General features: G+C 69.7%; 10 protein-coding genes and 2 pseudogenes. 6 read left to right on the top strand and 6 right to left on the bottom strand.

From position 1 onward, the window contains the following. Positions 1-2: 2 nt before the first annotated feature. Genes ABD143_RS32730 through ABD143_RS32720 form a run of 3 tightly spaced genes read right to left on the bottom strand, consistent with a single transcriptional unit; the run spans position 3 to position 3,547 of the window. A complete protein-coding gene (locus ABD143_RS32730; protein ID WP_343985700.1) occupies positions 3-1,637 on the bottom strand; it encodes an ABC transporter substrate-binding protein in 1,635 nt (544 codons plus the stop codon). A 12-nt stretch (positions 1,638-1,649) separates the two neighbouring features. Then, positions 1,650-2,585, bottom strand: a complete 936-nt coding sequence (locus tag ABD143_RS32725; RefSeq protein WP_343985698.1) for a carbohydrate ABC transporter permease — start codon at positions 2,583-2,585, stop codon at positions 1,650-1,652. Continuing rightward, the gene (locus ABD143_RS32720; RefSeq protein WP_343985695.1) at positions 2,582-3,547 is read right to left on the bottom strand and encodes an ABC transporter permease; all 966 of its coding nucleotides are present in this window, start codon (positions 3,545-3,547) and stop codon (positions 2,582-2,584) included. Before ABD143_RS32720 ends, ABD143_RS32725 begins: the two co-directional genes overlap by 4 nt. Before the next feature lie 330 nt (positions 3,548-3,877). Here ABD143_RS32720 and ABD143_RS32715 point away from each other — a divergent pair. The 3 genes and pseudogenes from ABD143_RS32715 to ABD143_RS32710 form a co-directional block, all read left to right on the top strand. Beyond that, positions 3,878-5,365 (top strand): annotated as a pseudogene (locus ABD143_RS32715) (polysaccharide lyase family 8 super-sandwich domain-containing protein); the annotation flags it as partial. A gap of 101 nt (positions 5,366-5,466) precedes the next feature. Next, a pseudogene (locus ABD143_RS38390) lies at positions 5,467-5,589 on the top strand (hypothetical protein); the annotation flags it as partial. A gap of 75 nt (positions 5,590-5,664) precedes the next feature. Beyond that, positions 5,665-6,009, top strand: a complete 345-nt coding sequence (locus ABD143_RS32710) for a polysaccharide lyase beta-sandwich domain-containing protein (protein WP_343985690.1) — start codon at positions 5,665-5,667, stop codon at positions 6,007-6,009. Here the strand turns inward: ABD143_RS32710 and ABD143_RS32705 are convergent. Beyond that, entirely contained in the window at positions 5,956-6,471 is a 516-nt protein-coding gene (locus ABD143_RS32705; protein ID WP_343985687.1) for a LysR substrate-binding domain-containing protein, read from the bottom strand. The two genes, ABD143_RS32710 and ABD143_RS32705, sit on opposite strands and share 54 nt — an antisense overlap. Further along, positions 6,423-6,680 (bottom strand): LysR family transcriptional regulator, encoded by a 258-nt coding sequence (locus tag ABD143_RS32700; protein WP_343985684.1) that lies wholly within the window; start codon positions 6,678-6,680, stop codon positions 6,423-6,425. The genes ABD143_RS32705 and ABD143_RS32700 overlap by 49 nt, the downstream gene beginning before the upstream one ends. Positions 6,681-6,928: 248 nt before the next feature. On the opposite strand from ABD143_RS32700, the gene ABD143_RS32695 reads away from it, so the two are divergent. The 3 genes from ABD143_RS32695 (at position 6,929) to ABD143_RS32685 (ending at position 10,119) form a co-directional block, all read left to right on the top strand. Then, a complete protein-coding gene (locus ABD143_RS32695) occupies positions 6,929-8,089 on the top strand; it encodes an NAD-dependent formate dehydrogenase (RefSeq protein WP_343985680.1) in 1,161 nt (386 codons plus the stop codon). 690 nt (positions 8,090-8,779) lie between these two features. Beyond that, positions 8,780-9,577 (top strand): molybdate ABC transporter substrate-binding protein, encoded by a 798-nt coding sequence (gene modA, locus ABD143_RS32690; RefSeq protein ID WP_343985678.1) that lies wholly within the window; start codon positions 8,780-8,782, stop codon positions 9,575-9,577. A gap of 158 nt (positions 9,578-9,735) precedes the next feature. Further along, the gene (locus tag ABD143_RS32685) at positions 9,736-10,119 is read left to right on the top strand and encodes a nuclear transport factor 2 family protein (protein ID WP_343985676.1); all 384 of its coding nucleotides are present in this window, start codon (positions 9,736-9,738) and stop codon (positions 10,117-10,119) included. Here ABD143_RS32685 and ABD143_RS32680 read toward each other — a convergent pair. Next, positions 10,023-10,970: an alcohol dehydrogenase catalytic domain-containing protein gene (locus tag ABD143_RS32680; RefSeq protein WP_343985673.1), complete on the bottom strand. Its 948-nt coding sequence runs from the start codon at positions 10,968-10,970 to the stop codon at positions 10,023-10,025. The two genes, ABD143_RS32685 and ABD143_RS32680, sit on opposite strands and share 97 nt — an antisense overlap. Positions 10,971-11,519 lie beyond the last annotated feature (549 nt).

The following is an 11,519-nucleotide window of genomic DNA, read 5'->3' as shown; positions in this document are numbered from 1 at the left end:
GCTCACACCGCCCACTGCTGCCACGCCTGCTCGTACTCCACCCGGCTCTGGTCACCGACGACGGTGCGCCAGCGGTTGATCCCGGCGAGCACGTCGTCCCAGGTGTTCCGCTCCTGCATGTAGCTGCGGAGCGTCTGGAACATCAGGTCCCGGTTCGGCCCGCCGCGGGCCGCGTCGGCCGCCGAGTAGAGGCCCTCGGCGGCGTCGCTGATCAGGACGGAGACGGCCTTCTGCTGCCAGGCGTACTGCTCGGGCACCACGGACGGGTCGTCGGGGTAGTAGAGGACCTGCGGCGCGTCCGTCGCAAACATCGCGGGCAGGGTGTTCTCCGTGGTGCCGGTGCGGTTGAGGATCGGGTCGGATTCGCGGAAGTCGAAGTCGTGGCCCGGGACCCCGAACTTGCGCAGTAGGTAGCCGTCCGTACCGAAGGGTGTGGCGAGCGCGTCGAGCGCCCGCAGGAGCTGCTCGATGCGCGCGGGCGCTGCCTTCTTCAGCGAGAACATCGAGAAGCTGGAAGGACCGGCCCAGTGCACACCCGGCCCGCCGTCGAAGCCCGGGGCCACCATCGCCCCGACCCGCAGGTCGGGCGAGGCGCTCCGGTACGAGCGGTAGTAGTCGTTCCAGGCGGTCGCGCCGTCGTAGTTGATCGCGATCTGCCCGTTGCCGAACCAGTCCTTGAACCTTCCCGTCGTCGAGAAGCCGTCCGGGTGCATGACGCCGGCCCGCACGAGCTGCCGCATGGCGTCGAGCCCCTGCCGGACCCGGTCGGTGTCCTCCAGGTACCAGGTGAACCGGCCGTTCTCCTCCCGCCAGTCCTTCGGCGAGCCGAGCATCTCCATCACGAAGTAGAAGGTGGTCAGCGGGTCCCCGCAGGCGTACCTGGTCTGGCTGGGATCGGTGAGGTCCCGGCACAGCTGGAGGAACTCGGCGAAGTTCGCCGGCTCCGGGTTGAGCGAGCGGGCCGCCAGGAAGTCGGCCCGGTAGAACATCGCGGACCCGCTGTTGAGCCGCGGCATCGGTACCCCGTAGATCCGGCCGTTCAAGACGCAGTTGCGCCAAGACATCGTCGGCAGGTTGGCCAGGTAGGGGTAGCGGCGCACCGCCGACCCCGAGAGGTACGGGGTGAGGTCCTCGCACAGGGCGCTGAGGAGACCCGGCTTCTGCGGCGCCTCGGGCCGCACCAGCATCCCGTCCGGCAGATCGCCACCCGCGATCGTGAGCGAGAACTTCGTCACGTAGTCCGTGCTCGGCACGATCTCCAACTGGAGGTCGGCCCCCAGGTAGGCGTTGAGCTCCTGCCACAGCCGGTTGCGCGAGACCGGCGGCGGCACCGGGTTGTAGATGATCGTCATGAAACGGAACGGGTCGCCCTCGGCGGGAGGTCCGTCGGGGAAGGCCCGCACCGGGGTGGCGGGATAGTGGTAGAAGCCGTTGAGGACGCCCTGCTCGGTGCCGGGGAAGTCCGGTGTCACTGCCGTGTACGGCACGTAGTCCGGCAGCACGGTGCGTCCCGCCGCCGGTGGCAGAACACCGGCGCCACCGTCGCCGCACGCGGTCAACGAGCCCCCGAGCGCGGCTCCCGCCGCGATGCCCAGACCGGCGTGCAGCACGCTCCGCCGGGAAAGTCGCATGTCCATCAGGACCTCCCCTCAGCCCTTGACGGCGCCGAGCATGACCCCGCGGGTCATGTGGCGCTGAAGAAACGGATACAGGATCACGATCGGCAGGATCGACAGCACGAGGATCGCCGACTGGAGCGCCTGCGACGGCGGCAGCGGGACCCCGGGATCGGCCGCGGCCGCCCCCGCCCCGATGGCGGCGTTATTGACGACGTAGGTGCGCAGCACCAACTGCAACGGCCACATCGACGACTCGTTGATGTAGACCATCGCGTTGAAGAAGGCGTTCCAGTAACCCACCGCGTAGAAGAGCCCGATGACCGCGACCGAGGCCTTCGACAGCGGCAACACGATCCGAGTGAGGATGCGCCATTCGCTCGCCCCGTCGATGCGGGCGGCGTCGATCAGCTCACGCGGCAGGCTGGTGAAGAACGACCGCAGCACGATCACGTTGAACGCATTGACCATCGTGGGCAGGATCAGCGCCCAGTAGGTGTTGATCAACCCGAGCTGCTGCACCAGCAGGAAGCTGGGGATCACCCCGGGCACGAACAGCATCGAGAACAGCAGCATGAGCAGGATCGGCCGCTGGCCGTACGCCTCCGGCCGGCTCAGGCCGTAGGCGAGCGTGATCGACGAGGCCAGGCTTAGCGCTGTCCCGACCACCGTCACGCCGATGCTGACCAGCAGGGCCTGGCTCACAATGCCGCCGCCGAGGATGGCGCGGTAGGACTCCAGCGTCGGGTTCTCGGGCCAGAAGACGAACCCGCCGGTGCGGTTGACCTGCGCCGCATCGGCGAACGAGGTGGAGATGATCGCCACGAAGGGGAGGACGACCAGCAGCACGCAGATGAGCAGCAGGATGCTCTTGAGCACCCGCCACGGAGGCGAGCCCGGCGTCTGGCCCGGGATGGCGCTGTAGGTTCGCCGCCGTGGGGCGGGAGAGGTCCTGAGCAGGGTGGTCATCTCCGGTACACACCTTCCTCGCCGAGCAGGTGAGCGAGCTTGTTGGCCCCGAGCACGAGGATCACCCCGACCATGCCCTTGACCAGGCCGACTGCGGCACTCACGCCCCATTGCCCGGCCACGAGCCCCTGGTTGTAGACGTAGGTGTCGAGCACCTCGGTGACGCTGCGATCCAGCCCGGTCTGCTGCAGGATGATCTGCTCGAAGCCGACGCTGAGTGCGTCACCGAGCCGGAGGATGAGCAGCAGGATCACCAGGCCACGCAGCGCCGGCAGCGTGACGTGCCAGATCTGGCGCCAGCGGCTCGCGCCGTCGATGGCCGCCGCCTCGTAGAGGTCGTGGTCCACCCGCGAGAGCGCGGCGAGGAACAAGATCGTGCCCCAGCCGGTGTCCTTCCACATCACCTGCGAGGTCAGCACCAACTGGAAGAGGTCCGGGTTGCCGATGATGCTCCAGGTACCGAGCTCCTGGGCCCGCAGGAAGACGTTGACCAGGCCGGTGTTGCCCAGCATCTGCTGGAAGACTGCGACGACCACGACCCACGAGAGGAAATGCGGCAGGTAGAGGATGTTCTGGATCACCTGCTTGACTCGCTCGCCCACCAGGCTGTGCAGGGCGAGCGCCAGCACGATCGGCGCGGGGAACACGAACACGACCTGGATGAGCGTGAGCTCCAGCGTGTTGACCACCGCGTGCAGGAACGCCTGGTCGCCGGTGAACAGGAAGGCGAAGTTGTCCAGCCCGCTCCACGGGCTGTGCAGGATCCCGATGAACGGCTGGTAGGCCTGGAAGGCGATGACGTTGCCCAGCAACGGGATGTAGTGGAAGACGAAGAGGAGCGTGGCGCCCGGCAGGGCGAACCAGAAGAGCACCCTGTTGCGCGTCGCACGACGGGTGCGGGGGGCGGGAACCTCCGACGAGGCTCGGTTCGACAGCTCCGTCGCCGGTCTGAGTGTCGTCATGGGCAGCACGCCCCCGGCCGCGAACGGGGCGCGGAGAACGGCTTCCGGCCGGGCGACGCCGGGAAGGGCAGGGGTCGGGGAACGGGACCGCGCGTACCGGCAGCGCGCGGGAGTGCGCAGTTGCTCGGACGCGCTCGACGACGGTGTCGGATCACGTAAACCTCTTCGGTCCTGGCGACGCGTGGACGCGTCGGGAGGCCGAAATTAATCAACTTGATGTAGTTAAGTCAACGGGTTGGCGGATATTTCGGTAAGCGCTTCCCGTAGTGTGTCGATGCGGCCCCGTCCCGGCTCGGACGGGTGCGCCGCGACGCCAAAGCGGGGGTGGGCATGGCTCAGCGGTGCCGAGCAGCACGGCCCGGGAACCCGGCTCGGGATCCGGCCGAGGGCTCCGGCGATCTCGACGTCGTGGTGGGTCGGCTCCGCCGGCAGTATCTCGGCCAGGGCGACGCGTTCCGGCTGGCGACCCTGATCGAGCCGGCCCGGACCTCCGAGGGCGTGGTCTACGCGCAGACCCTCGGCGACGAGGGCGGGTGGGCCGACGTCGACTACGGCGACCGCACCAGCTCGGCGAACACCGCACTGTGGCAGCCGTACCTGGCGCTCTACCGCATGATCGCCATGGCCCAGGCGTACCGCGGCCCGAACAACCCGGGCTCCGGCCGTGCCGATCTGCTCACCGCCCTCGACCGCGCATTGCGGCACTGGGACCGGGTCCGGCCGGAGTCGGACAACTGGTGGGAGAACGAGATCGGCACCTCACTGGCGATGGGCCGCGTCACCGTCCTCGTGGGCGATGTCCTCCCGCCGGAGGCGCTGGCCGTGGGGCTTCGGCACAACGTGGGCACGGCAGATCCGGTCGGGGCCAACGGGTCGTGGCGAACGGGGAACCTGCTCACCCGGGCGGTCTCCGCGCGCGACACCGCCACCCTGGCCGCCGGGCTCGCCACCCTGGCCGCGACCGTGGCCGTCGATGACAGCGCCGCCGTCGCCGAGGCCGTGCAGCCCGACGGCACCCTGTGGGTGCACGGGCGGATGCTCTACAACGAGTTCTACGGGGTGTCGCTCGTGCAGAACGTCGCCACGTGGGCCGACGCCGTGCGTGACACCCCGTTCGCGTTCGGCCGCGAGGCGCTCGACGCCGTCGCCTTCCTCGTCCTGGACGGCACCCGCTGGATGCTGCGCGGGAACTTCGGCCTGACGGTCACCCTCTACAAGAAGCCGCCGACCGCCCAGGGCGTGACCTCCGTCGCGGCGGACCTCCTCCGCCCGCTCGAGCAGCTCGCCCGGGCCGACCCGGCGAACGCGGCGGCGTACACGGCGCTGCACGACAACATCGCCGGCCGCCGGGCCGGCAACGGCGTCACCGGCGACCGGTACTTCTGGCGCGGCGAGTTCTCGTCGCACATCACCGACGACTACGCGATCATGACCCGGTTGAACTCGTCGCGCAGCAAGGGCGGTGAGTACCGCTCGATCTACCGGCGCCGCGTCGGCAACGAGATGTTCTGGAGCGCCAGCGGCACGACGGCGATCCACGTCGGCAACCACGAGTACGCCGGCCTGGGGCCGGCGTTCGACTGGCTGCGTCACCCTGGCACCACCGCTCCCCTGGCCCGGCAGCCCGATACACCGGCGATCACCAACGCCGGCAGCTTCACCGGAGGAGCCTCCGACGGAACCCGCAGCGTGCTGGTCCAGACGCTCGACCGGGCCGCCACGACAGCGAAGCAGGCCTACTTCCACGTCGACTCCGCGATGGTCGCGCTGGGCGCCGGCATCACCTCGGCTGCGGCGGAACCGGTGGTCACCACGGTGAACCAGGCGGTGGGCGCACCGGACGCGAGCCTGGACGGGGTGCCGGTGCCCGCGGTGCCGACCGGCGGCGGGCCGGGGCTCGGTGGGCGTACAACGACCGGGTGGGCTACGTGTTCCCGGCCGTCCCGGGGGCCGGCGCGGCCGCCGTCCGGGTTACCCGCCGGGAGCAGTCGGGCTCCTACAGCGACGGCGAGACCGGGGAGACGCACGAGGCCTTCACCCTCGTCATCGAGCACGGCGTTCGGCCGGCCGGCGCGGACTACGCCTACGTCGTCGTCCCGGCCCGGGACACCGCGGCGGTGGCCACCTACGCGGCGGACCCGCCGGTGACGGTCCTGCGCAACGACGGTGCCGTCCAGGCCGTCGCCGAGCCGGATCACCGGCGGACGGCCGCGGTGTTCCACGCAGCCGGCACGCTGGCCCTCGGCGCCGGACGAACGCTCGCCGTCGACCGGCCGTGCCTGATGCTGCTCGACGAGAGCGGGCCGCGGCCCTTGGTCCACGTGGCGAGCCCGGACGAGCAGGACGTCACGGTACGCGTCAGCATCGCCGGCGAGGCGGGCGAGAGCACGGCGGACATCGCGCTCGGGTCAGGTGTCGACGCCTCCCGCACGGTCACTCTTCAGCTGGTCCAGGTGCGGTGACCACATAGGTTGTTTGTGTGTCGGGTGGGATCCATAGGTCAGCATCGTGGCGGCCAGCCGCACCCCGTCCCGCTGCCAGACTCCGGACGGTGAACGGTGTGACGACGCGGACGACCGCGTCGCCGGCCTCAGCCCGTTCCCGGCTGTCCGGTCCCCCACATGCGGCGAGGACCAGGGGCAAGACTCGCGGCCGTTGACGCCGGTGAGCGCCTCCCCGTCGAGGTAGGCGACGCCCGCGTCAAGATCGAACTCGGCGAGCCGGTGCAGGATCTCCCGCGACGACGCCATCTCGACCTGCACCCGGGCCAGCGGGTTGCGCGTCTGGAAGGCCCCGGCGAGCAGCGCGGTGACGGGCATGGCGGTAGGGATCACGCCGATACGGAGAGTGGCAGTGAGCCCCTCGTGCATGCGGATCAGGTCGGCGCGCAGAGCGTCGCGCTTGGACAGGATGGGTGTGCCCATTCGACCACCCGGCCGCCTTCCGCGGTGAATCCGCCGAATCGGTGGTCGCGTTCGACAATTGTGTCGCCGAGTTCTGCCTCCAGCTTGCGAATAGCTTCCGACAAGGCCGACTGACTGACGTGACAGGTGGCCGCAGCGCGCCCGAAATGCCGCTCGCGGGCCAGCGCGGCCACGTACTCGAGCTGGCTGATCTGGATGTCGCCCGGCATGTCCTGAGCATAGGCGCCTGGGACAGGACTGTCCCGCATCTGCGTCCTGATGTGCTCGTTCGATTCGCTACAGCGGAGCTGCCCGGCATGCGGTCGCCCCGCCGGCGGCGACCCGGCGGCCCGCGCCAGGGTGATTGACAGGACGAATCACCGCATACGCAGAACCGTCAGGTCCGCTGTTGTCAGACGTTCCTGAGGCGAGGAGGGTCCAAGTGACAAATCGGCGCGAAATATCTGAGGAGAAGACGATGGCGAAGGTGCTGTGCGTCCTGTACGACGACCCGGTGACCGGCTACCCCCCGACCTACGCCCGCGACAGCCTGCCCGAGCTGAACGGCTACCCGGGCGGCCAGACGCTGCCCACCCCGTTGGCTATCGACTTCACTCCCGGTGAGCTGCTCGGCAGCGTCTCCGGCGAGCTGGGCCTGCGGAAGTTCCTGGAGAGCCAGGGCCACGAGCTGGTCGTCACGTCCGACAAGGAAGGACCGGACTCCGAGTTCGACCGCCACCTCGCCGACGCCGAGATCGTCATATCGCAGCCGTTCTGGCCCGCCTACCTCACGGCGGAGCGGATCGCGAAGGCCCCGAACCTGAAGCTCGCCGTCACCGCGGGAATCGGATCCGACCACGTCGACCTCGACGCCGCGATAAAGGCCGGAGTCACTGTGGCCGAGGTGACTTTCTGCAACAGCATCAGCGTCGCCGAGCACGTCGTGATGATGATCCTCTCGATGGTCCGCAACTACCTACCGGCCCACCAGATCGTGCTCGACGGCGGCTGGAACATCGCCGACGCCGTCGCGCGCTCCTACGACGTCGAGGGCATGCACATCGGCACCGTGGCGGCCGGGCGCATCGGGCTGGCCGTGCTGCGCCGGCTCAAGCCCTTCGACGTGCACCTGCACTACACCGACCGGCACCGCCTACCGGAGCAGGTCGAGCAGGAGCTGGGCCTCACGTTCCATGCCTCCACGCAGGAGATGGTGCCGCACCTGGACGTCGTGACGATCAACGCGCCGCTGCACCCGGAGACGCAGAACCTGTTCGACGACAAGCTGCTCGCCACCATGCGACGCGGCGCGTACATCATCAACACCGCCCGCGGCCTGATCGTCGACCGCGATGCCATCGTGCGCGCGCTGGAGACCGGGCAGCTCGCCGGGTACGCCGGCGACGTCTGGTACCCGCAGCCGGCCCCGGCCGACCACCCGTGGCGCACCATGCCCCACCACGGCATGACCCCCCACATCTCCGGCTCCTCGCTGTCGGCCCAGACGCGGTACGCGGCCGGGACCAGGGAGATCCTGGAGTCCTACTTCGCCGGTCGCCCGGTCCGCGACGAGTACCTGATCGTCGACGGCGGCAAGCTCGCCGGCACCGGGGCGCACTCCTACAGCACCCGCAGCTGAACGCCTCCTGGTTCGTTCCACGGGACCCGACGGTCCCGTGGAACGAACCAGAGGATCCGCCACCACCCCGATCACCGACACAAATGCCGCCGCGCCCGCCTACGGCAAAATCTCCCCGGACTTGGGCAACAGAGACGTTCTGCTCGCCGTCAGCGGGGACGGCGAGCGCCTGGACCGCCCCTGCCTGGTCGTGGCCGGGCGACGTCAAGGGCGGCCGATACGTGAGCGACGTCGTCGAGCTCCGCGTCAACCGCCTCCCCTCCGGCTGGTCGCCTCCACCGGGCGCGCGGACGACCGGGACCGACGCGGCTCGCGCCGCCAGGACGCCGAGCGCGGGAACGCACAGGGAAGCCGCATCTGCGTCTTCATCTGCGCTGTGTGAACAGATCCGAGGGTCTGTTACCGGACTGGGCCCGCACGTGCGTTTCCTGCACGCCGATCGCCGGTTAGTCTGCAGCCGTGTTCTGGATGCCGGAGGCCGGAGGCCGGAGGGGATCGCACCCGCGGGGGGGACCGCCGCGCCGAATGACCGGTCTCCGTCTGACTGGGACAGCGGGTCATCTCGAGGGGGCCTGCCCGGCGCGTGCCGCGTGAGCCTCCGCGCGGCGGCGGGCTGACCCGGCGCTCGCACCCTGTCCCCACTGACACCACGCCGACCACGGTCGTGCGCGGCACCCCTGGAGGAAGTTGATGAAGAGTCGTTGGCTGGTCGGAGCGGTCGCCGGCCTGTGCCTTGTTCTTGCCGGGTGCGGTGGGGGGTCCTCCACCAGCACCAGCACCAGCACCGGCACGGGTGCGTCAACTGCGCCGCAGCCGCGCACGCTCACCGTGTTCGCCGCGGCGTCGCTCACCGACACGTTCAACGAGCTGGGCAAGCAGTTCGAGACCGACAACCCCGGCGTCACGGTGAGGTTCAACTACGCGGGCTCGTCCGATCTGGCCCAGCAGATCGTCAACGGCGCCCCCGCGGACGTGTTCGCCGCGGCCAGTGACACCACGATGAAGACGGTCACCGACGCCGGGGTGACCGCTGCCCCGCCGACCGTCTTCGCGACCAACGTGCTGCAGATCGCCGCCCTTCCGGGCAACCCGAAGGGCATCACATCCTTCGCCGACCTCGCCCGCCCCGACCTCACGGTCGTGGTGTGTGCGCCACAGGTGCCGTGCGGCGCGGCCACACAGAAGATCGAGACGGCCACCGGGGTGACGCTGAAGCCGGTCAGTGAGGAGCCGGACGTCAAGTCCACCTTGGGCAAGGTGACCACCGGCAACGCAGACGCGGGGCTGGTCTACGTCACCGACGTGATGGCGGCCGGCGGCACGGTGCAGGGGATCAGCTTCCCGGAGGCGCAGCAGGCGGTCACGAACTACCCGATCGCGGTGGTGAAGAACGCCCCGCAGCCCGATCTGGCTCAACAGTTCGTGGCCATGGTGACCGGCGAGACCGGCCAGAAGACCCTGCAGGCTGCCGGCTTCGGCACCCCGTGACCCGCGGCGGTCCGGAACCGATGAGGGAGCCGCGACGACTGCGTTGAAATCCTGGAGCAGACCGTCACCCCATTTCTGTCCCGGGCCGACTGTGGCCTGGAGGGCCTAGGCTGTCACCGCTACGGAAGGGCGGTGCCATGGATGCTGACTCCCGGGCCATGGCCGCGATCGAGGAGCATTGGCGGGCCTCGGAACGCGGGAACACCGAGGCCGAGCACGCCATCTACGCCACGGACGCGATCCTGGACTACCCGCAGTCAGGTGAGCGGTTCCGGGGCCGCGCGACGATTTCGGCGCAACGCGGCGGGCACCCGGCCGACCGGCACTTCACCGTCCAGCGGATCACCGGCCATGCGAATCTGTGGGTGAGCGAATGCATCATCACCTACGACGGTGTGCCTTCGTACTCGGTGAGCATCATGGAATTCGCTGACCAGCACGTGGTTCACGAGACGCAGTACTTCGCCGACCCCTTTGGCACACCGGCCTGGCGGGCCGCGCTCGCGGAGCCGATGCCGGGCCGAACCATCGCCGGAGCCTGATCCTTGACCTCGCTCGGGTCAGCCGGAAGTTCAGCGGGTTGAGCCCGGTCATCTCGGGATGTCAGCACACGGAATGGACCGTCCTCGGGATACGTCTGTTCGACAGCCGCGGTGACGGTGCCGAGCCGACATTGGCCATCGTCCCGATGAACGCACTGTCTATTGCGGACGCATGGGATACGGTGGGCATGCGCGAAACCGGCGGCCACACCGTGACCGCGCGGCGGACAACGTTTCCGTTCACCGGATCCTTCACTGACCTTCGTCGCGATGGGACCGGACGATTCGGTCGCACGGCGGCGGCTCCGCACTGGCCTGATCCAGGCGCTTCGCCGATGACGTACACAAATGACGTCGTCCGACGGTCGCCGCGGCCCTGCGTGCAACGCATGCTGAACCAGCCCGGCGACCGCCTGCTGGACGGGGGTCGCGGTGTAGTCGACGATCCGGTCCGCGCCGTAGGAGCGGATGCGGTCGCGGCTGCGTGCGCTGGCGGTCGCGGTCACGGTGGCGCCGGCCTGCGCGGCGAGCTGGACGGCGTACCCACCCACCGCGCCGCCCGCGCCGTTGATCAGGACGCCCTGCCCGGGCTTCAGGCCGGCGTGCTCGAACAGCGACTGCCACGCCGTCAGCCCAGGCAGGGGCATGGCCGCGGCGTCGGCGAGCTCGCCTGCGCGGGGGGCGGCGGCCAGTGCCTCGGCGGGTGCGGCGACGTACTCGGCGGCCGCGCCAGGCGCGGTCCCCGGCAGAAACGCAACCACCGCGTCCCCGACGCTCCAGCCAGTCACACCCTCGCCGACCTCTGTGATGACACCGGCCACGTCGGTGTTCGGAACGTGCGGGAAGGCCACTGGGAGCACGTCCTGAAGCAAACCTGCGCGGCGCCGACGCTGAAGTCTTCGACCCATCTTCCGGCAGGGTGGAGGGCGGCCAGCACACCGCGGCGTCCCGCCAGGCCCCGACCAGGTTGAGGGCACCGAGGTCTCCCCGGCGTGCGCGAGGTTCGAGCGAGCATCCATGTGTTGGCCTCCTGTTGGGGTTGCCGGTCGAACACGAGATGCCAGGAACCCGATCCTTGTGACACCACACCGACGTGACGTGCGCGATCAACAGGCGACCAACATCAGCCCCCACTCCCCTGGCGGCGACAACGACCACCAGCAGCACCGAGGGCAGCAGCGCCGCATCCCTGAGCGACTACGCCGAGTCTCAGCCGTTTCGTCTTCGACGACGGTGCCTCGTGCCTCCAGCGCCCGCCGCCGCGGACGGTCGGGGGTTGGGCCTCACTCCAGTCACCCGCCGAACAGGAACGTGGCTGAGTCGGCCCGACGGCCCTGCAGCACCATCCCGAGCCAGGTGAACGTGACGGCGACCTGCACCACCCCGGTGTCACCTGCTCG

The organism is Pseudonocardia aurantiaca, assembly GCF_039526725.1.
GTDB lineage: Bacteria > Actinomycetota > Actinomycetes > Mycobacteriales > Pseudonocardiaceae > Pseudonocardia > Pseudonocardia aurantiaca.
The sequence above is the reverse complement of the archived record's forward strand: the minus strand, read 5'-3'. Positions and strand labels throughout refer to the sequence as shown.

Excerpts from the sequence above, each read along its gene's own strand:
- ABD143_RS32730 (WP_343985700.1), bottom strand. The coding sequence starts at position 1,637 with ATGGACATGCGACTTTCCCGGCGGAGCGTGCTGCACGCCGGTCTGGGC.
- ABD143_RS32725 (WP_343985698.1), bottom strand. The coding sequence starts at position 2,585 with ATGACCACCCTGCTCAGGACCTCTCCCGCCCCACGGCGGCGAACCTAC.
- ABD143_RS32720 (WP_343985695.1), bottom strand. The coding sequence starts at position 3,547 with ATGACGACACTCAGACCGGCGACGGAGCTGTCGAACCGAGCCTCGTCG.
- ABD143_RS32705 (WP_343985687.1), bottom strand. The coding sequence starts at position 6,471 with ATGGGCACACCCATCCTGTCCAAGCGCGACGCTCTGCGCGCCGACCTG.
- ABD143_RS32700 (WP_343985684.1), bottom strand. The coding sequence starts at position 6,680 with ATGCCGGGCGACATCCAGATCAGCCAGCTCGAGTACGTGGCCGCGCTG.
- ABD143_RS32695 (WP_343985680.1), top strand. The coding sequence starts at position 6,929 with ATGGCGAAGGTGCTGTGCGTCCTGTACGACGACCCGGTGACCGGCTAC.
- modA (WP_343985678.1), top strand. The coding sequence starts at position 8,780 with ATGAAGAGTCGTTGGCTGGTCGGAGCGGTCGCCGGCCTGTGCCTTGTT.
- ABD143_RS32685 (WP_343985676.1), top strand. The coding sequence starts at position 9,736 with ATGGCCGCGATCGAGGAGCATTGGCGGGCCTCGGAACGCGGGAACACC.